This is a genomic window from Vibrio sp. KUL70 (assembly GCF_059725515.1).
Genome location: NZ_AP045835.1, coordinates 842,264 through 867,114 on the forward strand (window position 1 = coordinate 842,264; position 24,851 = coordinate 867,114).

Annotated in this window: 15 protein-coding genes; 7 read left to right on the top strand and 8 right to left on the bottom strand. The window is 44.7% G+C overall.

Annotated features, from left to right (window positions below):
* Nucleotides 1–141: 141 nt before the first annotated feature.
* Together AC6I7V_RS17835 and AC6I7V_RS17840 are read left to right on the top strand one after the other, a co-directional pair.
* Nucleotides 142–1,311 (top strand): glycerate kinase, encoded by a 1,170-nt coding sequence (locus AC6I7V_RS17835; protein WP_498011773.1) that lies wholly within the window; start codon nucleotides 142–144, stop codon nucleotides 1,309–1,311.
* Nucleotides 1,312–1,482: 171 nt separating this feature from the next.
* Entirely contained in the window at nucleotides 1,483–2,355 is an 873-nt protein-coding gene (locus AC6I7V_RS17840; RefSeq protein WP_498011774.1) for a patatin-like phospholipase family protein, read from the top strand.
* A gap of 62 nt (nucleotides 2,356–2,417) precedes the next feature.
* Here AC6I7V_RS17840 and AC6I7V_RS17845 read toward each other — a convergent pair whose 3' ends face one another.
* Both AC6I7V_RS17845 and AC6I7V_RS17850 read right to left on the bottom strand, forming a co-directional pair.
* Complete coding sequence (locus tag AC6I7V_RS17845; RefSeq protein WP_498011775.1) at nucleotides 2,418–3,416, bottom strand: 2-hydroxyacid dehydrogenase; 999 nt, start codon at nucleotides 3,414–3,416, stop codon at nucleotides 2,418–2,420.
* A 294-nt stretch (nucleotides 3,417–3,710) separates the two neighbouring features.
* A complete protein-coding gene (locus AC6I7V_RS17850; protein ID WP_498011776.1) occupies nucleotides 3,711–4,493 on the bottom strand; it encodes a ferredoxin--NADP reductase in 783 nt (260 codons plus the stop codon).
* 557 nt (nucleotides 4,494–5,050) lie between these two features.
* On the opposite strand from AC6I7V_RS17850, the gene AC6I7V_RS17855 reads away from it, so the two are divergent.
* Nucleotides 5,051–7,045 carry a TonB-dependent receptor domain-containing protein gene (locus AC6I7V_RS17855; RefSeq protein ID WP_498011777.1) on the top strand — a complete coding sequence of 665 codons (1,995 nt, stop codon included), beginning with the start codon at nucleotides 5,051–5,053 and terminating at the stop codon, nucleotides 7,043–7,045.
* Between the two features lie 94 nt (nucleotides 7,046–7,139).
* Here AC6I7V_RS17855 and AC6I7V_RS17860 read toward each other — a convergent pair whose 3' ends face one another.
* Nucleotides 7,140–7,931, bottom strand: a complete 792-nt coding sequence (locus AC6I7V_RS17860; RefSeq protein ID WP_498011778.1) for an MBL fold metallo-hydrolase — start codon at nucleotides 7,929–7,931, stop codon at nucleotides 7,140–7,142.
* A 118-nt stretch (nucleotides 7,932–8,049) separates the two neighbouring features.
* Between AC6I7V_RS17860 and AC6I7V_RS17865 the strand changes: the two genes are divergently transcribed.
* Together AC6I7V_RS17865 and yihG are read left to right on the top strand one after the other, a co-directional pair.
* Nucleotides 8,050–9,021 (top strand): GlxA family transcriptional regulator, encoded by a 972-nt coding sequence (locus tag AC6I7V_RS17865; protein WP_498011779.1) that lies wholly within the window; start codon nucleotides 8,050–8,052, stop codon nucleotides 9,019–9,021.
* Between the two features lie 122 nt (nucleotides 9,022–9,143).
* Nucleotides 9,144–10,031 (top strand): 1-acylglycerol-3-phosphate O-acyltransferase, YihG family, encoded by an 888-nt coding sequence (gene yihG / locus AC6I7V_RS17870; protein WP_498012365.1) that lies wholly within the window; start codon nucleotides 9,144–9,146, stop codon nucleotides 10,029–10,031.
* An 83-nt stretch (nucleotides 10,032–10,114) separates the two neighbouring features.
* Here yihG and AC6I7V_RS17875 read toward each other — a convergent pair whose 3' ends face one another.
* From AC6I7V_RS17875 to glgX, 3 genes are all read right to left on the bottom strand, one after another.
* Nucleotides 10,115–10,852 (bottom strand): tRNA (adenine(22)-N(1))-methyltransferase, encoded by a 738-nt coding sequence (locus tag AC6I7V_RS17875; protein WP_498012366.1) that lies wholly within the window; start codon nucleotides 10,850–10,852, stop codon nucleotides 10,115–10,117.
* 126 nt (nucleotides 10,853–10,978) lie between these two features.
* Nucleotides 10,979–12,736 carry a sensor domain-containing diguanylate cyclase gene (locus tag AC6I7V_RS17880; RefSeq protein ID WP_498012367.1) on the bottom strand — a complete coding sequence of 586 codons (1,758 nt, stop codon included), beginning with the start codon at nucleotides 12,734–12,736 and terminating at the stop codon, nucleotides 10,979–10,981.
* A gap of 242 nt (nucleotides 12,737–12,978) precedes the next feature.
* Entirely contained in the window at nucleotides 12,979–14,961 is a 1,983-nt protein-coding gene (gene glgX, locus AC6I7V_RS17885; protein WP_255232171.1) for a glycogen debranching protein GlgX, read from the bottom strand.
* A 432-nt stretch (nucleotides 14,962–15,393) separates the two neighbouring features.
* Between glgX and lamB the strand changes: the two genes are divergently transcribed.
* Nucleotides 15,394–16,635 (top strand): maltoporin LamB, encoded by a 1,242-nt coding sequence (gene lamB / locus AC6I7V_RS17890; RefSeq protein WP_261883390.1) that lies wholly within the window; start codon nucleotides 15,394–15,396, stop codon nucleotides 16,633–16,635.
* A 166-nt stretch (nucleotides 16,636–16,801) separates the two neighbouring features.
* Entirely contained in the window at nucleotides 16,802–17,632 is an 831-nt protein-coding gene (locus AC6I7V_RS17895) for a MalM family protein (RefSeq protein WP_261883391.1), read from the top strand.
* Nucleotides 17,633–18,186: 554 nt separating this feature from the next.
* On the opposite strand, the gene pulA is transcribed toward AC6I7V_RS17895, so the two are convergent.
* Nucleotides 18,187–22,605 (bottom strand): pullulanase-type alpha-1,6-glucosidase, encoded by a 4,419-nt coding sequence (pulA, locus tag AC6I7V_RS17900; protein ID WP_498011780.1) that lies wholly within the window; start codon nucleotides 22,603–22,605, stop codon nucleotides 18,187–18,189.
* 334 nt (nucleotides 22,606–22,939) lie between these two features.
* Nucleotides 22,940–24,709, bottom strand: a complete 1,770-nt coding sequence (locus tag AC6I7V_RS17905) for an alpha-amylase family protein (RefSeq protein ID WP_498011781.1) — start codon at nucleotides 24,707–24,709, stop codon at nucleotides 22,940–22,942.
* Between the last annotated feature and the right edge of the window lie 142 nt (nucleotides 24,710–24,851).

The window sequence follows — 24,851 nt, forward strand, 5'->3', positions numbered from 1 at the left end:
TTCTCAAAATAAGATTTTAATAGAGAAAACTATCGCTTATTTGGTAAAGGAGACCTGAGTTGGACTACGTTATTACGTGTTCGATATTCTCTTTTCTATATAGTAACGTGGTTGGTTCTTGATTTAGTAGAGTGCCTACCAATGAAAATAGTTATCGCACCAGACTCATTCAAAGAGTCATTAGACGCTGCTTCTGTGGCGAAATGTATTGAAAACGGATTTCGAGAAGTATTTCCGGATGCAGAGTATGTCGCACTTCCTCTCGCCGATGGCGGAGAAGGCACTGTCGATGTGTTGCTTCAGGGATTGTCGGGTAACAAGTACACCACTGAAGTCATGGGGCCGCTTGGTGATACCGTTTCCGCCCAATGGGCAATGTTAGAGCCGTCATCTAGTAACCCAAAGCGCACGGCCCTTGTTGAGATTGCCGCAGCGTCTGGTTTGGATTTGGTCGCTCCAGAAAAGCGTAACCCGATGCTAGCGACGTCGTTTGGTACTGGGCAATTAATGCTTGAGGCGATAGAGCAAGGTGCAGAGGCGATCATACTTGGTTTAGGCGGCAGTGCGACCAATGATGGCGGTGCAGGTATTGTTCAGGCACTAGGAGGGAAACTGCTTGATGAACAAGGTAAGGAGATCGCGTTAGGTGGATTTGCTCTGTCTCAGCTAACGACGATCGACCTTTCAGGATTAGATGAGCGCTTGCGTAATATTGACCTGACAGTTGCCTGTGATGTTGCAAATCCACTTTGCGGTGAAAATGGTGCGAGTCATATCTTTGGGCCACAGAAAGGGGCATCGCCTGAACAAGTACAAGCGTTGGATTCGGCTCTTCATCACTTTGCGACCATTGCCATGCAACAACACCCTAGCATTGCCAAAAGCGACACTTTAGAAATATCAGGCTATGGGGCTGCGGGTGGCACGCCAATGGGATTGAGCTTGCTGTTTTCAATGCAGTTAAAGCCAGGTATTGAGATGGTGCTCGACACTCTTAATGCTGACGAGGTAGTTAAAGGCGCTTCACTGGTTGTGACTGGAGAAGGGCAGATGGATAATCAAACCCTGCAAGGTAAAACCCCTTTCGGTATTGCGCAGCGAGCACAAAAACAGGGTATTCCAACGATAGGAATCGCTGGATCGCTGGGCACTGAAGTTGATGAACTCTACTCGGCGATAGGAGCACTTTTCGGTACTGTGCGCTCTCCTCAGCTTCTAGAGCAAGTGTTGGGAGAGGCAGAAGTTAATTTAACTCGAACCGCACGAAACATAGCAGCGACGCTAAAAGTCGGGTCTAAGATCTTTAGCTAAACTCACCAAGCGAGCTTCTCTAAGTCTTTGTTGCCGCTGATGATCTCGCCAGCGGCGTTTTAGGCGATAGATTTTGCCTATCAAATCTATAAATTTATCCCATTATCATTTGAGGCTAGCGAGCTTTACTATTACTTCAATCGGTTTTAGAGCAGCAAATAGAGTAGAAAAATGGGTAAGAAAGCACTGATTGTAGAAGGCGGGGCAATGCGTGGGATTTTCGCAGCAGGTGTATTAGATGCATTCATGGCGGAAGAGTTTAAGCCGTATGATTTTGCAATTGGTGTGTCAGCCGGTGTTTCTAACTTAATCGGTTACCTCTCTAATGCGCCTCGTCGTAGCCTAGATGTGATCACCACCATGGCGACAGACAAAGCCTTTTTTAACCCAGCGCGTTTTGCCAAAGGGGGAAATTTGGTTGACGTGAAATGGTTGTGGGAAGAGTCTAACGTGCGTTACCCATTAGATTACAGCCGTTTGTTTGGTGAGACCCCATTTTACGCTGCTGTGACTAATGTTGAAACAGGCAATGCAAATTACTATCAGCTGAAGCCAGAAAATCTATCCAATGTCGTAGAGGCGACCACCGCTCTGCCTATTGCGTATCGAGAAACACCGTGCTTTTCAGGTGGCTGTTATACCGATGGTGGTGTGGCAGATTCTATTCCCGTTCGAGAAGCTTATCGTCGCGGTGCGCGTGATATTACGGTGATCTTATCGCACCCATTGAGCTATCAGATGAAGCCACAGAAATATCAGTGGGTGATCAAAAAGCTACTTTCAAAGTACCCCAATATTGCAGAATCGATGGCGGTACGTGCTGAAAACTATAACCAGTCACTAGAGTTTATTCGTAACCCCCCTAAAGATGCCAAGATCAAAGTGATCGCCCCACCTGAGAACTTTGCCGTAAAAAGGCTGACTATGGCTCAATCTTTGTTGAGTGAGGGTTACCAAATGGGTATCGATGCGGGTAATGAACATTTAGCGATTAGAAATGGAATGCATGGTTTAGATACGGAAAACTGCCACTTCTGTATTTAGGATCTTTTAATGAACCACGAGCTCCAAGTCAGCTCGTGGTCATTCGTATCTAGAGCTATCGGTTATAGCTCGATAAGCTCATTGCCACTCTTCTCATGGTTGAAGTAAGCCGTAATGCTGCCGAGTGTGGTGTTGGCAATGTTCGATAGGGCATCTTTGGTCAGAAACGCTTGGTGTCCAGTGAATAGCACGTTATGACACGCGGACAAACGGCGGAACACGTCGTCGACAATCACATCATTAGACTTATCTTGGAAGAACAGCTCTTTCTCGTTGTCATACACATCAAGGCCTAGTGCGCCAATCTTGCTCTGTTTTAGAGCTTCAATCGCGGCTGTAGAATCCAGCAGTTCGCCACGGCTGGTATTCACGATCATTACGCCATCTTTCATTTTACTGAAGGCTTTCGCATCAAGTAGGTGATAGTTCTCTTTGCTCATTGGACAGTGCAGAGAAATCACGTCTGAGTGTTGGTATAGCTCATCGAGCTCAACATATCTTGCACCCAGCTTTTCAGCAAGTGGGTTAGGGTATGGGTCGTAACATAGAATGTTCATTCCCAAGCCTTTTAGGATACGCATGGTCGCTAGACCAATCTTACCTGAACCGATGACACCGACGGTTTTACCGTAAAAGTTGAAACCAACCAAACCCTCGAGAGAGAAGTTCGCGTCACGAGTACGCTGATACGCCTTATGCAGTTTTCGGTTTAGACACATCATCATGCCGACGGTGTGATCAGCCACGGATTCAGGTGAGTAAGCAGGAACGCGAACAACCTGAAGTCCAAGATCTTTTGCTGCCTCTAGGTCAACTTTGTCGAACCCGGCACAACGCATGGCGATCAGCTTAGTGCCACCTTCGGCCAGTACTTGCAACACTTGGCGAGACAAGTCATCGTTTACAAAAGCGCATACGACGTCACAATGGTGAGCCATTTTTGCTGTCTTGGTTGTTAAACGAAAATCGTGAAAATGAAACTCAGCCTTGAGTTCACCCTTTGCCAGTGTGAATGACTTCTCGTCGTATGATTTTGAGCTAAAAAAAGCAATGTTGAGCATGGCTTCCTCTCTTACCTTAAACATCAATAATAACTATCAAAATGACCATTTCACGCAGTGTGCGCCACTTTAGATGTGTTGTCTATCATGATTAACCATTGTTTTTATTATGGTTATTGGTCGATTATGTACGCTGCTTGCTAGTGGAGACCTTAAGAGAGCATTGTTATTTTCGAGTATTGAATCTCTTCTTGGTCTCCTTATTTAGATCGTTCAATCGCTCAGTGGCTTGGTATGCGTAAATGGGTCATAGAGTATGTTCATAGCTATTGCGTTTTAAGACGCGATTTCTGGTTACCAGTAATTTTCGCTACTGAATTGACCGGGTTTACGACGTAGGTGCTTTTCTAATCCGAGCTGATTTAAGGCTGCACTGGTGTCGTGAACCATTTCTGGATTGCCGCAAAGGTAGAAGAAACTACGCTCTTTATCGATAGTGACAGACGTGGCTTGCTCAAGGTCGCCTCCAAGTAACAGACTTGGGATTCGTCCGCGCAAAGTTCCGGCAACGGATTCTCGTGAAATAATTGGCACATAATGAAGTGCTCCTTGAAAGTGTTGGATGAATGTTTGGATGCGCTCTTGATAAGTAAGATCAGCCTTCGTTCTTACTGCGTGAACGAGGATAAGGTGCTCAAACGGTAGAGGTGTCTCTTGTTGTTGAAGCTGTTCTAAAAGCGATAGAAAGGGGCCAATTGCTGTACCTGTTGACAACATCCATAGATCTTGAGCGGTCGAAGGGATCTCTTCGAGTGTCATAAATCCACTAGGACTTCGTCCAACAAACACCTCATCACCTTGTTGGAGCTGGTGGAGTCTCGGAGACAGTTGTCCGTCAGAGTCTTTCACTATCAGAAACTCTAAATGTTGATGGCCCTTAGTATGTGAAGGCGCATTCACCATTGAGTAAGCGCGTCTGACTAGCTCTCCTTGATCGTTTTCGAGCCCCAACTTGGTAAACTGGCCTGCTAAATAGGGCGATATAGGCGCTTTCACTTCAATTGAGAAAAGTTGATGGTTCCAATCAGTTCGGTTAACGACTTTCCCTGCGACTAAGCCATGTGGAAGTTCTGTCATCGTTTTGTTCTCCTATAAGGTCCTCTAAGCATAATCAAAGATTCTCATATGAGAGTAGCAGATTACATGCCAAGAATGAGAATCGTTATCAAATAAGATCTGAAAATCAACTATCGCGCTTTTGATGTCATATTGACTGGGTTGTTATATGTCATTACGACTGTATAGATGTTTTTTAACTTAAATTGATTTGCTTGGAACCTGGAGAATGGATCTGAGTGAGAACTTCATAGCATGCGCTTTTTGAGCTTCTTTACGAGCTGTTTTTTTGATTCTTTTTATGAATAAGTTTTTGAGTGGGTATTTAATTAATATTGTCGATTGGAGATGTTTTTGATTTAAAAGCCGCCAGAAGTGGGCTGGCGGCTACCTATTCCTAGGATTTTTTGAAATATTCAGTTCAAAAAACAAGAGTTCAGTGAACATTTATGAATAATACATAGGAACTTTATTAAAATAAAGCATGGAAAAGTAAAGAATGTAAATGAGATGAATTATCATTTTCATCGTGTATTATGCACCGCTCTTGTTGTTGTTTATAAAATATAAGTACCATTATGAAACTGAAGTCACTCTCTGCAGCGATTACCGTTGCACTTACTACTTTTGCTGCCCAAGCTGCCGATGAAACCGTAGTTGTTGTTGGCTCTGCCCTAGATCAACACGTTCAAACGGAGATCAACTCTGATACTCTGGAACAGAAACAAGCGTCAGATATTAAAGATGTTCTGAATACCATGCCGAGTGTAACGGTAGATGGTAACGCTCGATACTCTCGTAAAGTCTTCATCCGTGGTATGGAGGATAAGTTCTCGGTTGTTACCATCGATGGCGCTCGCCAAGAAGGTCAACTGTTCCATCACTCAGGTGACCAGACGTTTGATCCTGCAATGCTGAAATCAGCAGAAATCACCCTAGGTGGTAACTCTGTACTTTCTGGTGCGGGTGCGATTAACGGCTCATTCAGCTACGAAACAAAAGATCCGAGTGACTTACTACGTGGTGATGAAACGATTGGGGCACGTGTCAAGACTGGCTACCAAACGGCTTATGAGCGTTTCACAACTAACGTGGCGGTTTACGCAAAGCTAAACGACAAACTGCAGTTCATGGGTATCGCAAACTACTCTGAAGATGGTGACTTACATATCCCTGGTGAAGATGATGTAACTTCTAAGCAAGGTGAATTAAAGTCTGGTTTAGCAAAAGTGGTCTTTATTCCAAACGACGCCAACGAATTTAAGCTGACATTCAACAAATACGAAGATGGTGGTAAGCGCCAGCTATCAGGTGAAAAAGCGGGTGCTCTATACGCAGATGATGAGCACAATTATCACGCAATTAGTCGTGACACTGTAACCCTAAACCATCATTACGATAATGGTAGCGATCTTGTAAACCTAACAACTGACCTATACTACAACCGTCAGTACATGGACCGTGATGCTGTAGTTTCTAATACCAGTAGCGGTGACCTATCCATTCCGGACCGAGAGTACAATGTGACAACCATTGGTGGTGATATTCGCAATATCTCATGGGTCGGCGAGCATGAGTTGACTTACGGTGTTGAAGGTTACAAAGCCAAACAGTGGATTGATTCTGGCTTAGGTGTGTATACGTCTGGTACTAATATTGGACAGACTAAGAACTACGACATGGATGGTGGTACGGTTACTGCTTACGGTATCTATGCTCAAGACGCCTTTGAAATCAGTGATTTCCGTTTTGTGACAGGTCTACGTTATGACGTACACGAATTAGGTGGTGTGTTCTCTGGTAAGTACGATCAACTTTCACCTAAGTTCCAAGGTGAGCATCAAACAACAGACAACCTAAGATTACGTGTTGGTTACGGTCGTCTATTTAAAGGTGCTGCACTTCCTGAAACGCTAACGATGAAAGCTGCGAGCGATGTAAAGCAAGCGGATACAAAGGCGATGACAGGTAACAACTACGAAGTGGGCTTTGATTACGATCTGTCTGATTTGCTTGCAGCTGATCATGCCATCTTAGGTTTCACAGTTTACCAGTATGATCTTGATAATCAGATGCACCCAACTAAGAACAACACAACACTGGCAAACCAGTACGATGTTGAAGTATGGGGTGTTGAGACCGTATTAACATACAGCATTGATGACTTTGCGCTATACGCGAACCACTCGTTCTCTGATGGTGACCAAACCAGTCTAAAAGATGGCACAACAAGCCATATGAACAAGACTGGTATTCATAACATCAAAGCGGGCTTCAATTACAGCCTATCGAACGAGCTAGTGTTTGGTTGGGATGCGCGTTTTGTTCCGGGTAATGACTACACAGACGAAGATGGCGTGAAGATTGAGCGTGCTGGTTTCGGTACTCACAACATTTGGGCGGCCTACGTTCCAGATTTCGCTAAGGACCTATCGGTTAACTTTGCTGTCGATAACCTGTTTGATAAGAAGTACGCTGAGCACACAGGCTTTGGTATCTCTTGGGGTTCTGAGAAATACACCAGCTACGAAGCAGGTCGTAACTTCAAAGCTTCTGTTGCTTACAGCTTCTAAAAAAACAGACACTGCCTAGAGCAAGCCCCGCATTACGCGGGGCTTGTTCTTTTAGGAGACAGAAATTTTGATATTTAGAGTAAATATCTTTTATTTAGAACTCTAGTGTTTCACCATCATCAGGAATCAACACCTTGTCAGCTAATTGATGATGTTCAAGCGTCTGCTTTAATGTTGAACGCTCGATAGGGCAGTGATTCAACGCTTCCATGTGATTGGCGATCACTTTACCTGGAGAAAGGCGGATAAACTCCATCACTTCATCGGTTGGCATCAACAGAGGCTGTCCCACATCCATTTGAGCTTGACCAGTTGCGACCACCGTAATATCGGGCTTTAGCTCAGTTAGCGCACGCTTCACGTCGTCAGTCAGTACCGTATCACCACTGATGTAAATTGATGGTTCATTTGGAAGCTCTAAATAGAATCCACAGCCATTTGCCATCACTTTATGGATCCAGCCATGACCATGTTGCGCAGGCACCGCGGTGATTTTCCCCTCTAGATAATCCGTCTCGACCCAGCTGTCTAAACCATGACTCACGGTAATCCCATACTTCTCTAGGTAAGCTTTATCTTTGCTTGGTGTGGCGATTGTAATGCCGTTATTAACCAAGAAAGCTTCACCTGCTGTGTCTAGATGGTCACCATGTTGTAGGGGTTTGAAACCAAAGGTTTGACTGTGTGTGATTAAAGCATGAGTCACCGTATCAAGTAGTGGCCCAGCATTGGCGGGCAAGTCTACGGTCGGGTTTTTGGCTGCTTTGAAGCGCAATACAGAAAACGGAGGCAGTGAGCCTTTTTCACCTAGCATCGGATCAATCAGAATACGGTATTGGCCTGATTCAATTATAAAAGTGGCACTGCGAAGGTGATGAATTTTCATGATGTTTGCTCCGATGAATTAATGTCCAACAATTATGGTGCAGAGTGAAAAAGTGTAATACTGTGTTTAAGGTAATCTATCGCTCAAATTGGGCCATTGTTCTATTGAGGTCATTTTTATGCTTTCGTCTTCTACTGAGCCTGTAAAAGTCGCTGTGATCGCGTTTGAAGGGATCAGCGCATTTCATTTGTCGGTGCCCTGTTTGGTTTTTCAAGATGTATTCATTGAGCAGCAACCCAAGTTTTCAGTGAGCTTGTGCAGTGTCTCTGGGGCTGAGTTTTCCTCGGGATCAGGCTTTGGTATCAGTATAGAAGAGGGGATTGAGCGTGCCCGCGATTGCGACATTATTGTAGTGCCGAGTTGGCCCAACTCTTTACCTCAGGTGCCGAAAGCCCTAATTGATGAACTGATATTGTGTCATTCGAAGGGTAAAACCATTGTCGGGCTCTGCTTGGGTACATTTGTGTTGGCAGAAGCGGGGTTACTCGACGGGAAGAAGGCGACGACTCACTGGGCTTTTAGTCAGCAGTTCAAGGAGCGCTTTCCTCTTGTCGAATTCGATGAACAACCACTGTTTATCGACAACGAGAGCACGATTACTTCTGCGGGTACCGCAGCAGCGTTGGATTGCTGCCTACATATTGTGAGGAAAGTATGTGGGACTGAGGTCGCGACTCAACTTGCGCGTATCATGGTCACGGCCCCGTATCGCTCTGGTGGTCAACAGCAATACATTCCGACACCGATACAAACCAAGCCAATTCAGGCAATTAGCTTTGAAGGTGTGATTCAAGAGATAGAGCAGAACCTAACTCAGTCATACAACCTAGATGAGGTCGCTTCATTGTGTGCAATGAGTCGACGTACGTTTACCCGTCAGTTTAAAGCCGCGTATGGGTGTTCGTTTGGTGAATGGTTACTTCAGCAGCGTTTGAAACTCAGTCAGCGATTGTTAGAGTCCACCGACTACGCAATTCACCAAGTGGCAGAGCAAGCAGGCTTTGGGTCTGAGAGTGTCTTTCGCAAGCACTTTAAAGCGACTTTTAACTTGGCTCCCACCCAATGGCGTGACAAATTCACTAAAGCCTAACTGCTATGACCACTCGGTAAATGTGTCATAAATATTTCAATCGGTAGATAGAGAGGTTGTGAAAAAGGTATAATATGCGCTTCTGTTTTATACCGAATCTCGTTAAGTTACTGTTTGCCAATATGTTAGATAACCTTCGTTTAGTCATCAGTGTTACTTTGGTGACTATCAACACTGCCGTGATAACGCTGCTGATCTCTTTGCTTGCCTTGATTAAACTGTTCATTCCTGTTGCCTCGGTAACGAAATTGTCTAACCGTGCGTCTGATGCTGTGTTTTGGCTTTGGGCGACGGTGAATCTCGGTATTTTGTCTTCGATGAACCGTATCGATTGGCAAATTGAAGGGGGCGAGGAGCTATCTAAAGAGCAGTGGTATTTGATGATGTCGAATCATCGCAGTTGGGCGGATATTGTAGTTTTGGCGTCGGTGATGAAAGACAGAATGCCAATGCCGAAGTTCTTCCTAAAGCACACTCTGCTTTATGTTCCTTTCGTTGGTTTGGCGTGTTGGGGTTTAGATATGCCGTTTATGAGAAGGCACTCACGTGAGTTTCTAATTAAAAATCCAGAGCGTCGTAACGATGATTTTAATGCGATTCAGAAATCTTGTCAGAAGTTTCAAACTACACCCACCACCGTAGTTAACTTCGTCGAAGGCACGCGCGTGAATGCCGATAAGTTGGCGACAGTGAAAACCCCTTATCAACACCTATTGAAGCCAAAAACCGGTGGTGTTGCGTTTGCTCTTTCTAATATGGGGCACATGCTTAATGGTGTCGTTGATGTAACATTGGCGTACCCAGAGAATCAAAAGTCACCATTTGAAGACATGCTTAAAGGCAAAATGACCAAGGTTGTGGTTCGTATTAAAGTACACCCAATGGATGAAAACTTAGACGGTAACTACTTTGAAGATAAAGCGTTCAAGCGCCGCTTCCACGGTTGGTTAAATGGCACCTGGGAAGAGAAAGACCAGTACCTTGATGGCGTGTATAGCAGTAAGCAATAGCCTACGTCATTGATGCCAGATACAAGAAAGCCGATTGATTTCAATCGGCTTTTTCTTTGTCTTCGATTTGCAGTTCTAGCGACTTAAATGGCTTGGTATTGCTCAATGATATGAGCCACTGAGTTGGGCTTTCCTTGCCTTTCTAAGCCAAAAGAGATGCGTTGATAGTGCTGCAAGGTACGCTGCTTGTACCTCTCAATGACGAGCTGCTCTTGTTTATTGTTAGGCAACCAAATCTTGATACCAATCGGAGACACTTTGTGTTGGTGTAAGTGAGTGTTTGCTAACTCACTCATCGCCGGTTGATAATTCACATGCAGTATTTCATAGAAGCGTCGGTTCTCTTCGACAAGCTTTTCATCGATCATCGAGAAGTCACCTTTACCGAGATATTCACGCAGCTCAAACAGTTGATGGACTGGGCACAGTAGAAAATCAAAGGAGATATTTGGGTTATTTGAAATAACGGCTTTGATTAACGTCTGCGTTAGCTCTCCGCCGACACCCGCAATCACAACCAGATGTTTGCCGCTGTGATCAGATAGCGGTAACTGACTCATGTCCATACAGTGAACATGCCACTGTGGAGGAGTCTTGTTGTCTAGGGTATTCAGCTTATCTGAGAAAAAATGCTGACTCAGTGTTGCTTCCAGCTCGGTCATTAGGCTGGGAACAATATCAACAAAGTGAATATTCGGCGCTTTTTTATCAATCAATAGGTGTATACCTAAGTGGCCATGATCGCAGCAGCAATCCCAGATGTGATCATAGGGTTGAGTGATGAGGTCACTGATAGATTGAAGTCGATGACTGAGCTTTATCATAAGAAGGTTCTTTCTATTGAGTGAATGACTGCGTTGGATATGACCGGAGAGGCATTGTAGTCGGTTTCAGAAAAAACAAAAGTACCGAAGAGTGGGTTCGATGCTTTTGTCGGTTTTATCTCTTTATGCGGCAGCGATGGAAGCTGAGTCTGTCGGTGATAACGGTTTAAAATAGCCTTCGACGCGGTTTCGACCAAGTTGTTGGGCTATCACTTTGGCTTGCTCTGCCAGCGCCAATGCTGGTTCCGATTCACCTTCGAGTGAAGAAAATCCGATGCTAACACTGGCTGAAATATCAATATCCGGCGTCTTAATCATGCTTGATGCAATAGATATTCTGCACTGGTTTAGCTGGGCTCTTGCATCACTTTCATCGTTGGCCTTAAAAAGAATCGCGAACTCTTTAGCGTCAATCCGAGCCAAACTCAAACTCTTAGGTTTTGGAAAATGGGCCCGAATTGCTTCGGCAGTATTCTGAATTAAACGATCGCCAATCATCTCCCCGTAGGCATTCTTCAGGTGCTCGAAATGGTCAATATCTATCAGAGCAACAAACGTATCTGGTTCACTTAGGTGAGCAGATAAAGCCGCATTAAAGTTGTTCTTGTTGTCGAGCTGAGTCATCAGATCTTTGCAACCTAATTGATGATGCAACAGAAGATTTGCCAATGACGTTTCAGCTGCGCTTCTGATCATACGTAGAATAGAGTGACTAATAGGGAATGTACTGTTGATGTAGAGTACGGCGATCAGCTGTGTTCGCGAGTGCATTGGAATACAGTAGTGACGTTGACTGATTTTAAGGCTTCGAGCGAGTGAGTCAGCATAACTTCCATTGCGGTAGATTAGAGTGTCGGGATGAAGTTGTTGCGCAAGTGATTGATTATTATGCACAACGCATGTGTTTCCGTGGTAGTCAATAGTACTAAACGCATAGTTGGTTGAATCATAAAGACAAAACTGAACACCGTTGTTGTAGCAGAAGTTGTTGATTATTGATTTAAGCTGAAGCTTAAAAGCAACGGTGTCTTCTACTTGATTGAGTAGAGAAAGCGCAAGGTGGAGCCTGTGAAGTAGATAATTGGCCACGACCCAAAGTAACAGCAGTGAACCCAGCACAATCGCGGTTAAGGTAAACTGATGCGAGCTCGTCAGTATGTCTTGGCGATCGGTACCGGCAATGAATACCCAATTTAAGCTGTTATCTGCGTCGTAGACTGACACTTTGAAGTGATCTTGGTAGTAATACTCATGTTGTCCAGAAGTTTGACCTTGTGATAGCCGGTGGCTGATCCCTGCATGGAAACTGATCGACTTTGTGCCTATGCGCGCTGGGTCAGGATGGAATATCAGTCTTTCCGTGGAGCGGTCGATTACAAACATATAGCCATTGTTGAGTGTTTTTAGATCACGTAAGCCTTGAGTTGTATGAAGAAGATCAAACTCAATCCAGATCTCTTTTGAGTGTTCTGAAATGGCGTGTTTAATCGCGACTACCCAACGGCCACCGGTTTTTTGATAGACGGATGAAACATAAAAATCTTCAGTGACACTATCGATTCTGTGCCATGTCAGGTTGTTAAGTGTCGACGAGGGGAGAGATAAGCCGCGGCTTGAAATATATTGTTTGGTATCTGGGTGATATAAAACGATGTCGGAGAAGTTAGGTGTACGTTTGAGGATGTTTTCACTTAACTCGATGAAGGCATTTTTTGAAGCGGTTTGAACCTGCTGTAAGCTCTCTTCAAGCAGGTGAAGTTTACCAAATGTGGCCTCAATATTAGACCGGATAATAGAGTTACCAATTCGGATATTGGAAGCTGACTGCTCCCTTGCCGAGTTTTCCATACGCTCTAACTGAGCTGCAGCTAAATAGATCATACCTCCTGTGAGTAAAACGATATAAGGTTTGAAAAGACGAATTAATGTTTTAGGTAAAGCCATGATATCCAAAGACGTTATAGATTCATTTTTATAGTGGCAGCATACTAAACAGTTTTCTTACTCACATCAATGCAAATGATTCCATATAAAAGCATCGGATTTGTGATATCTACCCAATAAAAAAACCAGTTATAAATATAACTGGTTCTTATATAACTTATTCTTTTACTGAGTTTTTTCTATGTGTCCGCATCTTTAGCTTGATTAGGCGCTGCAAAGTGCAGAATGGCCATCGAAGTCGGTGACAGCAGCATTTCGCCGTCCGCAGAGCCTGGTCTTACATTGTGAGAATTGGTATCACAAAGCGTTACCCAGTTTTGTTCTCTGTCATTTGGCAATTTAAAGCGAGCAGGTGCATTGGTTTGGTTGATCAAGTAGATCATTTCGTCGCCGTCTTCACCAATCCCTAGATGCAGAGCGACAGAGCTGAGCCGATTCCAATCATCGTGCTCCATTAGCGTGCCATCTACTCGGCTCCAGAAAATTCGATTCGAGTTACGCTGTTCGCCACTAAATGCTCTGATGAATGGCACCATATACTCTTGGCGAGCGGATATCATATCAGAGAGCCACTGTTTAAAGTCAGATTTACGCTCGCTCGGGTCCCAGTTTAGCCAACTTGTCTCACTGTCTTGGCAGTAGGCGTTGTTGTTGCCATTTTGGGTATGAGACAGCACATCCGCTGTTAAAATGTGCGGGATACCAAAGGCAAACAGTAAACTCGCCATGAAGTTGCGCTTCTGCTTCTCGCGAGTAGCGATCACTAAAGCATTTTCGGTTTCACCTTCTACACCATAGTTCTTCGAGCGATTGTCACCGTGGCCGTCTCGGTTGTTTTCGCCATTCTCTTCATTATGCTTGTGTTTATAAGAGACAAGATCTTGCATGGTGAAGCCGTCATGGTAAGTAATGTAGTTGACGGTTAGCTTGTAAGGCCAGTGCGCGGCACTATAAATATCGCGGGAACCCATCAGGCGTGTTGCGAACTCTTTTAGATAGCCTTGATCACCACGCCAGAAGCTACGAGTTATGTCTCGGAGTTTGTCGTTACACTCATTCCAACCCAATGGGAAATTTCCAACCTGATACCCGTTCGGACCAATATCCCACGGTTCCGCAATCAGTTTGGTCTCTTTCAATACTGGGTCTTGAGCGACCGCTTTGAAGAAGGCTGCTTCTGGGTTGTATTGATCGCCTTGGCGACCCAAAGTTGCAGCAAGGTCGAAACGGAAGCCGTCGACCTTAAATTCAGTCACCCAGTAGCGAAGCGTATCCATCACTAAGTTAAGTGATGCCTGGTGGGTAAGGTCAACGGTATTACCGCAACCAGTGAAGTTTGCGTAGTGGCAACCGTGCTTAATGTAGTGACGATGATCGAGCGCTTTTAGGTTGAAAGTACAACCGCCTTCGCCGCCTTCTGCAGTGTGGTTGTAAACAACATCCAGAATAACTTCAATGCCATTGCGATGAAGCTCACGAATGGCCGTTTTAAGCTCAGTGACGGCGTCTTGTTCTGCGTAGCGAGGATCTGGAGCCATGAACAGGTAGGGGTTATAGCCCCAATAGTTGACCTTGCCCATGTCTAAAAGATGCGGTTCGTGCATACAAGCCGCAACCGGTAAAAGTTGCAATGAGTTGATGTTCTGTTCTTTGTAGAATTTAAGCATTTCAGGGCTGACCAACCCCATGTAACGCCCTTTACTGCTGCTTTCTATTTCTGGATGCAGATTAGTGAGGCCTTTGACGTGGGTTTCGAATAGAACCGTCTCTTCTCGGGAAATCTTTGGCCCTTGAATGCCTTGCCAATCGAAGCTGTCATCAGTCACCACACACTTTGCCATACCAAAACTCTTTTCCGGCGTATAAGGCGTTTGATAATGCAGCGGCTCGCTGAGTGCTTTGCCATAAGGATCAGAGAGGAGCAATGAACCTTCTTCAGTATCAACGATAAAACCATACTTTTGACCTGCAGAGATCCCCTCGATATAGGTGTACTTAATGCCGGCGTACTCGCTTTCTAATTTATAAGTGACAAATTCATCATTCTCATCAAAGAGGGCGAGTGAGAGATTGGGGCAGTCAGGGGAATAAATAGAGAAGTTACAGCCAGTGTCATCTAGCGTTGCACCGAGTGGATATGGGCGTCCGAGCGTTCTAGTCATGCTTGATTTCTTATTCGTTAAACAGCTTTGGTGAACTATTAGTAAAAAGCTTTGTTTCATTAAGGTCAAGCAACTTCAAGAAGAATTTATTGTTAAAAAAATAATCTAGCGATTAAGTTCAAACAATATATTTGAGCTGGATCTCATTTGATATGAATAATTAGATCTGTGTACTGTCTACTCCTCCTAGATTAAGTGATCTAACTCTTTTAAACACCATTCTGTAAATTTTCTACTCCCTTCTCATCCCCCTTAATTTAGTTAGGGGTGGAGGAAGTCAAACTCGTGCGCCCCCCTTAGTATTGACCCCGTTGAAACGAATCAGGGGAAACCCTAAACCTCTCTATCTTACGTCCGCCATTACTGCCTTTGGCTGTCGCAAGAGAGCAAAAATATAAAACCTAAAATAAATCGTCCTTAATGGAGTTAAGAATGAAAAAAGTAAGTTTGATTGCTGCAGCAGTGGCGACTACGCTAGCTGCGGGCTCTGCGTTCGCTGTTGACTTTAATGGTTACATGCGTGCTGGTACTGGTATTAGTGGCAATGGTAATGGTGACCTTTCTGTCAACAAAGCTGGTGTTGGTCGTCTAGGTAACGAAAACGATAACTACTATGAGTTTGGTCTAGCGGAAGAACTGAAAACGGGTGAGCAAACGTGGCGTGTAGAGTCGATGATTGCGCAGGGCAACAATGGCTCAAACGGTTGGGAAGATGGTGACTTCAATGTGGCGCAGTTCGCTGTTAAGGCGAAAGGTGTTATCGCTTCTGATAAAGAAGCAACACTTTGGGCTGGTAAAACTTACTACCAACGTAAAGATATTCACATCACGGACTTTTACTACCTAAACACTTCAGGTACTGGTGGTGGTATTGAAAACTTATCGCTTGGTGACCAAAAACTATCTTTAGCGCTGATTCAAGACGGTGATCACGACGATTCTACAGGCTACATCTTTGATGCACGTTTAGCGAATATTAGTCTTGGGGAAAATACTTCTCTTGAGTTTGCACTAGCATATAACTTTGCGACTGACTCGGATGATAAAAGTGAATCTGCTGATGATGGTGTGTTGGCTTCTGCAATCCTTCATCAAGGTATGAGTAATGGTTTCCACCAAACTATTTTCCAATACGGTACTAATGGCTACGGTGTACAAGCTGCGAACTTCTGGGGAGCAGGCACATACTACGCCCGTGGTACTGAGGCTTATAACAACACATCTGGTTTCCGTGCTATTAACTGGGGTGTAATGAACCTAGGCGAATCATGGGAAATGGGTCACCAAGTAGCCTACTTATCTGGTAGTGATGTAGGTGGTAGTGATGCAAACGGAGATTACACCAGTAAGAATTTTGACATTGACCAATACTCTGTAGTTGTCCGTCCTATGTACAAGTGGAATGACACAATGCGTACGATCTTTGAGGTTGGCTACAATGCTGGTGAGCGTATCATTAGTGACAAGAATAATCCGTTGATGGGGTTAGATACTGAAGACTTTGGTAACGCTAAATTCACAGTAGCTCAAGCTTGGGCTATGGGTGATAGCTTCTGGGCTCGTCCTGAAATCCGTGTATACGGTTCTTACATCCTAGATACTGAAGACAAAGATGCATTTAATGGTGACGATACAGAGTACGTATTCGGTATCCAAGCTGAAGCGTGGTGGTAAACACATAGCTTAACCAAATCCTAAACTGTCCTAATTCATAGCCGGCTCGCGTCGGCTATTTTTTTAAGGAATGTACGATTAAGTAGATCGTTCCCTAGGTGAATAGTTTTCTTTGTGGTAATTAAAGTTAGTAAATTTCTTAAAAAAATAACAAAAAGGAAGGGTTATGTATTTTAGAGCTCTTATGTTAAGCGGTTGCGTTGCATTGGCTGGTTGCCAATCTGCGCAAGTAGTCGAGCAAGTGCAAGTGGCACAAGCTGATCAAGTTCACTCTATTGCTGGTCTTCAATTTGCTCCTATGAAGCTTCCTAGTTCAGCAGTTTTTGATGTAACACCCGAAAGCCAAATATTAAATTACAATGGTATCAATAGCCCAGTAGTAGCTATTGAACTTCCAGCGGATCGCGGTGAATACTCTATTAAGATTACCAGTATGATCGGAGACACAGCGTTTGTTCCTAATGCTGTAATCTATGACAAGAACGGTCGTGAGCTGGAGCGCTATAGTAAAGATAGTTTTGAGTATACAAAGCCAAGGTTACATTTAGGTAACCGCCTAGTCGCGGAAAACGATTTCTACCCACCCACGACATCGGAATCTGTTTACTTGGTTATTTATACTGAGCAAGAGGATCTTGGTGGCTTTACTAACGTGATTCACCCTGCTCGCTTAGATGCAGAAGGTCGAGGAAACTACTTACCTGAAATGGAAGATATCCCCGTTCCAAATGCGAATGTAGGTAAGATTGAAGTGACACTTGATAGAGTGAGTTTTTTCTCATTTGGTTCGAGTTCTAGCTCAAATGCAAAACCAGTTGTAGGAACTAAGGTAGACTCTGTTCAACCAGAAACACAAACTTACTACCACAATGCGATTCAAGCGGCAGTTAAAGAAGATAACCTTCCTAAAGCGTTGAGTTTATTGGATGAGGCCAAAGCACTGGGCATTGAAGGCGCACAAGAAGTCTTTGTTAAGGCTGTTAATACTAAAAAATAGTCAATTAAATAGACCCCCAACACCTAGAGTGAGAATCAGTTATCTTGCTCTAGGTGTTTTCATTTGTGTCTCAAAACCTATTCTCTGATCTCAAATTTCTCAATTACACTCAATAGCGTATTTCGCTCAAATAATACAATAGTGCTTGCTGTCGCCGGTATCATGATAGCCTTTGACTAAGTTTGTTGAAATTGTATTCGTGATAGAAAACCTGTTATTAAATTAATAGTATTTCACAGTTATCCAAAAGGTTGTTATTTGTATTTAGAAGAAATTTAAATCATGCTGGTATAACACGTATCTAAGGAGCGAAATAAATAGACTGGTTGTTGTCTTAGATAGCTACTGGTGACAGTTGATTCAAGATTAACAGCAATCCAAATCTTCGTATTAGTACAATCAAATAGCTAAAATGAGCCGAAATGTTATTTGATATTAGGGTGAGCTACCGTTTACTCGATAATAAATGTGATCGAGTTATTAACAGGTGTTTGGACAACAAAAAAAACGCTGACCTGAGTCAGCGTTTTTGTAGGCTTTGAACGAGCGATTACTTACTTATTCGCTGCGATGTTCACCTGTTTAGAGATGATATCAAATGTCACTGTGTAGGTGCCTTCACTTGCAGGCGTAAAGGCTAGGTTGCCACCATTGTCAGTAACGGCAAGTGAAGTTTCAGCAACCACGACATCACTGTAGCCATGCTCACACTGTCCCCAATCCCCACAAGTAAACTTGAATTGGAACTCTTGGTTTGCAGCCAGTTCCGCAGTGGTGAAGCTTACCATCGTTTCGTCTTGTGCATTAGTGGTCATCTTCTGTGCATCGTCGTGACCCCAGTTACCTGAGATAGTGCCCGGGATGTACCACGTTTTGTCTTTGTAGCTTTCAGAAAGCTCCGCATCGACAATAACTGGGCTCTCAACATCTGAAGCGTCCAACGAGAACTCATACATACCCATTTCAGTGAAGTTCGATGGGCAGTTATCACCACCACAGTTAATCTCTGAATCCCAATCACCATGAGTGAATTTGTAGCCTGTGTCAGACGCCAAGCCTAACTTGATAGTGTACAAACCGCTGTTGGTGTAAGGCACTTCAATCGCTGCTGGATCCCAGTTAGCTTGCTCAAAGCCGCCGGCAATGTAGACCTTGGTTTTACCAAATGGAGGTAAATCCGCTTTCTTCTCTGCAACTGGTAGACCTAGGCCACGCTCAGAACCTCGTGGTTGAACGAATACCGCGGTAGACCAAGCCGGTACTGAGAACTTGCCTTCAGTAAATGATGCATTTCCAGCAATACCGTTGTTTTCGTGCGCAGCACTCAATTCAAAGCCAGACAGAACAATTGGTTTGCTCTCGTGGTCAACGAAATCACCGACTGTTTGTGTCTCTGGCGTCGCATTGATGATAACGACAACAGCATCAACTGAGCTGTCGATATCCGCGGTTTGAGTACTACCGTTATCGATGGTCATTGCGATCACACCGGTTGTTTGGCCTTTACCCGTATTACGGAAGTCAACACGGTTGATGATCTCTTGTGCACTTGGTAGCGTCATCAGATCCGAAGCAGAACGAAGCATCAACAACTCTTTGTAGTTATTGTACATGCGCTCCATGTGTTCAGCTTGAGGCTGAGAGTTTAGATCCGCAGTTGCACGAGCGATTTGGTCGTAGTTGTCCGCATCCTTATCTTTCGCTGGCAGACCTTTGTTCCAGTTACTGTCGTTAAGAGTGAAGTCAACGAGGTTGTACCAATCACCGTAGTCGTACGAGTCACGTTGCATCGATTTTGAACGCAGTAGTTCGCCACCCATGTGATTAAACGGCATCGCTTGACCTAGTAGCACTGTAGACATGCCAATGGTCTGCATTTGAACACGTACATCTACGCTAGCATCTTTCGATACCTTGTACATGTTGATGTCCCAGAATGTTTGGTTATCGTGTTTTGATACGTAGTTCTGTACTTCCCATGGCTGCTCTGCGTAACCCGCTTCTTGGCCGTTGTAGTCAATGGATGAACCTACTTGGGTGTTGCCTTCGAAGTCGACCATCTTGAAGTCTTTTAAGTTACTCGCCATGCCCAAACGCGTCAGGTCGATTTGGTGTAACGCACGCTTCAATTCAACATCAGAAACATTGCCTTCATCATCGGCCATTAGCTCATTTGGCAGTGTTGCTGCGCCCGTTGCGAAGCCTTGAGTCTTACGAATCGCTTCACCACCATCGAATGGGCTACCGCCTCGAACAGCATCTCTGAGTCGGTCCGAGAAAGAACCGATGCCTGTGCCACCTAGGTTAGGTTGTGTTGCTTGTGTAAAGCGACGGTTGTTTTCAACTTCACCAAAGTTCCAACCTTCACCGTAGAAGTACACCTCTGGATTGACTTCACGAGCTGCAGCCAACGTTTTTTGCATTTGAGATAGTGGATGGTGGCCCATCAAGTCCCAACGGAATGCATCAATCTTGTACGCTTCCACCCAAGTTTGAATGGAATCGTCGATCAGCTTCGCGAACATCGCATGCTCTGGCGCCGTGTTTTCACAACAGGTTGATGTTTCTACGAGACCAGAATCTGGAACCAGACGTTGATAATATAGCGGTACGACTTTATCGAGTACCGATTTGTCATTCATGCCCGAAGCATTAGTGTGGTTGTACACTACGTCTACAACTACGTTCATGCCGACATCTTGCTTGACCGATTTAACCATTTCACGGAATTCAAGAATACGTGCGGTACCCTCTGCATCTGTCGCGTAAGAGCCTTCTGGTACTGTGTAGTGGAATGGGTCATAACCCCAGTTGTAAGAGTCGACAGAACGGACGTATTCGTTAAGACCTTCTACTACTGCGTTGTCTTTGCTATCTGTCGCTTTAAGCTCTTCAAAGGCTTCGGCGATTGTGCCACCGCTAGTGCAGTAGTCGCTGTAACGGCTGTCGTTCTTAATCGATTCGTTCAAAGAACAAAGCTTGCTGAATGGTTCGTCGATATCTGCGACTTGGCTTGGATCTTCGTTGATGGTCGCGATGTCGAATACCGGCATTAAGTGCAGGTGTGTCATGCCTGCATCACTAAGCTCTTTTAGATGATTCACAGGTACTGAGTTTTGCTCAGTAAACGCTAGGTATTTACCTTTGTTGTCTGTGCTTTGATCTCGTGCTGAGAAGTCGCGTACGTGTGATTCGTAGATCACCATATTCGCAAGATCGCCATTGTCTGGGTTTTGTGAATGTGGGGCATCTAATCCATCCCAACCAGCTGGCTTCAGTTCGTCAGAATCTAGATCCACAGCTTGGCTGTAGAAAGAGTTCATAGACAAGCTAACAGAGTATGGATCTGTTACTTCGTAGCTGTAACCTTTCTGCTCTCTTGGTTGAAATACCTTCATCGCATAGCGGTAGAACTTGCTATCGACTGAATCAGTTTCGACTTCAACGCTCCAACTGCCCGTTGCACTGTCTTCTTGCATGGTGTGGCGAGAAGCTTCCGATTTGTCACTGTTGTAAACAACAAGCTCAACCTCGGAGGCTGTTGGTGCCCACAAGCGGAAGGTGACACCGTCATCACCATAGATAGGGCCGTATTCAAGGTCAGTTGCTGCTTCGGCAAAGATAGCATCCAGTGCACCTGCGTATTGAACCGCTGTTGAAGAGCGCAGCGCTGCTGGCTCGCCTTCAGCACCATCAGAAGAAGACAGTGCAATCAAACTCCCCTTCATTAATGAGCTAAGTGATAGCTCTGCTGGTAAGTCAGGAAGTTCGAATGCCGGGTAATCCGCTAAGTGTGGGAATTTGGCTTTTTGAGCGTCTGTCAGTGTTGCGCTTGAAAGAACGATAGATGCACCGCTAACGACGCCATCTTCTGAAACTTGATAGTCACCATTGGAGCTAAACATGATTTGAACTTGATCTGCGTCTTTACCTGCACTCCAAACCAGTGTTTGGTCGTCAATCAGGATAGCGCCAACACTGTCGATAGTGAACTCAGAAGATGGACCTGCAAGCTCAAATGCTTCACTGCGAGTCGCATAAGACGTTGAACTACCAGCCATGTAAGTGACAGCTGGGTTGTCTGCTTGGCCAGAAATGTCGATAACAAGGTCAGCACCAATCAGTTTGTCTTTGTTGGCATTACGTAAGATAAGATTGAAACATTGGCTTGAGTCGTCAGTGACAGGAACATACCAAACTGGGCCGAACTGGTCTGAGTCATCTGGTGTGACACTGATGTCTTCCCAGCCATCGTTGAAATAGCTTGGATCGCCAGCTGCACACTTTGAATCATTCCAGATGTGCAGGTTAAGGTTGCCGTAACCGTCTTTGTCTGCGCCTTCTTCTTTCTTATCGCCTAGAGGATCATAAAGGTGAACGGCGAAATGATTAGCTGGTGGAGCAGGCAACTCACCTGGAGGCTGTGCTTCAGGAAGTTTTACATCGGTGCCTTCTTGGTCAAGCCCGTACCCCTTAAGCATGGTGTCCTGACGTGAACCTGAAACCTTTTCACCCGTATGGGTTACACCAACAGTGCTACCCGCATCAGAAGCATCAAGGTTAACCGACGCTTGCTCAGTGCTGCCATCGGTGATCTTGCAACTACCGGTGGCTTCGCTTGCAGCGACTAACCAAGTTGGTCCAAATTGATCTGAAGATGTCGCAGTAAAGGACTTGTCGCCACATACCAGAGTCCATTTACTGAAATCTGTCGTGATAGTGGACATGCGCGCCACGGATGACGTGGTATCCGCGATGTAGCTTAGCGAAACTTCATTGGCACTTGGAGTTGCAGCTGCGGCTGGCAGATCAACGTTAGGTGCAAGTTCTACTTCACCCGGTACAGAGGTGCCCGGTGTTGGTGCGGTGTAACTGCTGTCATTGTCATCTCCACAGGCACTGAGCGCACTTGCAGCAAGGATTGGCAGCATTGCTTTTGCAAGGGTAGAGAGTTTAAAGTTTTTTTTATTCACGAGTTATATCCATATTAGTTTTATTCTCGATGAATATCGTAATGTTGAATATGGTGATCTATTTGTGAGCCTTATATACAAAGTTATTTAAAATTCGGAAATTAAGAATTATTAGTGACAGAATCACATTTTGTATTAGGTCATTCGATAATTAATTGGATCAATAACACATATAATTAACGATTGTTTTAAAAAGGCGTAGAGGGGAGGATGAGTAAATAGGATGAGAACTCAGCCTAATTTTTGTGAGATTACTAGCGCTTTATGTGTCACTTAATTATTATCAAAAAAAAAGAGCCGTTTGGCTCTTTTATAATTGGTCATAAATATCGAATTACTTGAGTTCCAACACCCAAGCTAATGCGGCTAATGGCTTCAATTCACAACTGAAATACCCGATGCCGTTATCTACCGTGAGTGATTGCGTTTCTAAACCGTCAATTTTCTCTTCCAAAGCGTAAGTTCCGTCAGCGAGGTTCATCGCTGAGATATGCTCTTCAGAGATGGTCACTTTAATCGAATCATTACCCTGCGTTGCAAAGCGACTGGTCGCGATAACGAGCTCATTGGCGTCATATCGTAGAAAGGCGTGGCTAGTATCAGAGAGCTCACCGTTGGCAAAGAGATCGACGTAATTACCTGTCATTGAAGAGTGCTCTAACGTGAAGTTCATGATGCGTTTATAGAAGTTACGTAATGCAATCTCACTTTCGTTTAGAAGACCACCATCAAACTTGCCGTGGTTCATCCATTTCTGGTGTTGTGGCACACCAATGTAATCAAAGATTGAGGTGCGTGACGGCTGGCCAAACCCAGCGTTCTCAGCGCCGGCTTCACCGACTTCTTGACCGAAATAGAGCATGGTTGGAGAGCTACTGATTAAAGCACTCACTAACATTGCAGGTTTTGCCATCTCTGGGTTACCAGCAAACTCAGGCGACGCGACACGCTGTTCATCGTGATTGTCTAAGAAATGCAGCATGTGGTGCTCAATGTCCTGCATCTTACCTTGAATCTCAGGAATGATCGCGGTGCATGCTTTTCCCTGCATGATCTCTTTTAGACCATCATAGAGATCGACCTTGTCGTAGAGGTAATCCATTTTACCGAGGCGAATGTAATCTCGGTAGAGGTTCGGTTGGTAGACTTCTGCCATGAGGAAAGCATCGGACTTGCGCATTTTAATGGATGAGTTTAAGTAGCTCCAAAACTCGACAGGCACCATCTCTGCCATGTCGTAGCGGAAGCCATCCACACCTTTAGCAATCCAGTACAGCGCAATATCGCGGAACTTAACCCAAGAGCTAGGTACATCAAACTGCTGCCAGTAGTGGTAATGCTCGATGTAGTCTTTATCTTCATAACCATGCGGAAGTTCAGGGAAGTCTTTGCTGCCATCAGGCTTGATACCGTAGTTAATTTTGACCGTTTCATACCAATCGTCGAAGTTAGGTTTAGCTAAGCGCGAGCCGTTTCCAGTCCATTTTGCGGGCTTTTCAACGAACGGTACTTCTAGGCTAGGGTGCGCCTCTCCACCAAGTGGCGTAAAGGCTGGGTCGATATCCGGCAGCTCAAACTGGGAATCTGGGATGTAATAAAAGTTATTCTCTCTGTGATACTCAACACCGGTATCGTCACTGGCACCGAAGTCTTCAACGCCAGCTGGATTGTGGTTACCGTGATACTGGCGCGCGACGTGATTTGGCACGATATCAATGATAACTTGTAACCCGTTATCGTGGCTGCGCTTAATAAGAGCCTCAAACTCTTCAACGCGCTTCTCCGGATTATCTGCCAAATCTGGATTGACTGAGTAGTAGTCTTTGACCGCGTAGGGAGATCCAGCTCGGCCTTTGACTACGCTCGGGTGATCTTGGGTGATTCCCACTTCTTGGTAGTCATTGATCACCGCGTGATGCGGGACCCCGGTATACCAGATGTGAGTGATGCCTAGGTCTTTAATTTCAGACAGTGCTTTGTCGGTGAAATCACTGAATTTACCAACGCCGTTCTCTTCAATTGTTCCCCAAGGTTTATTATTGGTGTTTTGGTTGCCAAACAGCCGTGTAAAGACTTGATAGATGGTATGTTTTTTATTGTACATGGTTATAATTCCTTAACTTCCATCATGTTATGTAGGGGGGAGGCGAGTAGGCTAGCGCAAATAACGGGCTTATTACTCATCCTTTCTATAAGAATTCAGGGCGTAGTTATTGAGCTTCGTGAGCTGCTGCGCAATAGGGGAT

Bases quoted from the DNA above. Each gene is read 5' to 3' on its own strand.
- AC6I7V_RS17835 (WP_498011773.1), top strand. From the start codon at position 142: ATGAAAATAGTTATCGCACCAGACTCATTCAAAGAGTCATTAGACGCT.
- AC6I7V_RS17880 (WP_498012367.1), bottom strand. From the start codon at position 12,736: ATGATCTATTTAGCTGCAGCTCAGTTAGAGCGTATGGAAAACTCGGCA.
- AC6I7V_RS17895 (WP_261883391.1), top strand. From the start codon at position 16,802: ATGTATTTTAGAGCTCTTATGTTAAGCGGTTGCGTTGCATTGGCTGGT.
- AC6I7V_RS17845 (WP_498011775.1), bottom strand. From the start codon at position 3,416: ATGCTCAACATTGCTTTTTTTAGCTCAAAATCATACGACGAGAAGTCA.
- glgX (WP_255232171.1), bottom strand. From the start codon at position 14,961: ATGACTAGAACGCTCGGACGCCCATATCCACTCGGTGCAACGCTAGAT.
- AC6I7V_RS17865 (WP_498011779.1), top strand. From the start codon at position 8,050: ATGCTTTCGTCTTCTACTGAGCCTGTAAAAGTCGCTGTGATCGCGTTT.
- lamB (WP_261883390.1), top strand. From the start codon at position 15,394: ATGAAAAAAGTAAGTTTGATTGCTGCAGCAGTGGCGACTACGCTAGCT.
- AC6I7V_RS17855 (WP_498011777.1), top strand. From the start codon at position 5,051: ATGAAACTGAAGTCACTCTCTGCAGCGATTACCGTTGCACTTACTACT.
- AC6I7V_RS17905 (WP_498011781.1), bottom strand. From the start codon at position 24,709: ATGTACAATAAAAAACATACCATCTATCAAGTCTTTACACGGCTGTTT.
- AC6I7V_RS17840 (WP_498011774.1), top strand. From the start codon at position 1,483: ATGGGTAAGAAAGCACTGATTGTAGAAGGCGGGGCAATGCGTGGGATT.
- AC6I7V_RS17850 (WP_498011776.1), bottom strand. From the start codon at position 4,493: ATGACAGAACTTCCACATGGCTTAGTCGCAGGGAAAGTCGTTAACCGA.
- AC6I7V_RS17860 (WP_498011778.1), bottom strand. From the start codon at position 7,931: ATGAAAATTCATCACCTTCGCAGTGCCACTTTTATAATTGAATCAGGC.
- yihG (WP_498012365.1), top strand. From the start codon at position 9,144: ATGTTAGATAACCTTCGTTTAGTCATCAGTGTTACTTTGGTGACTATC.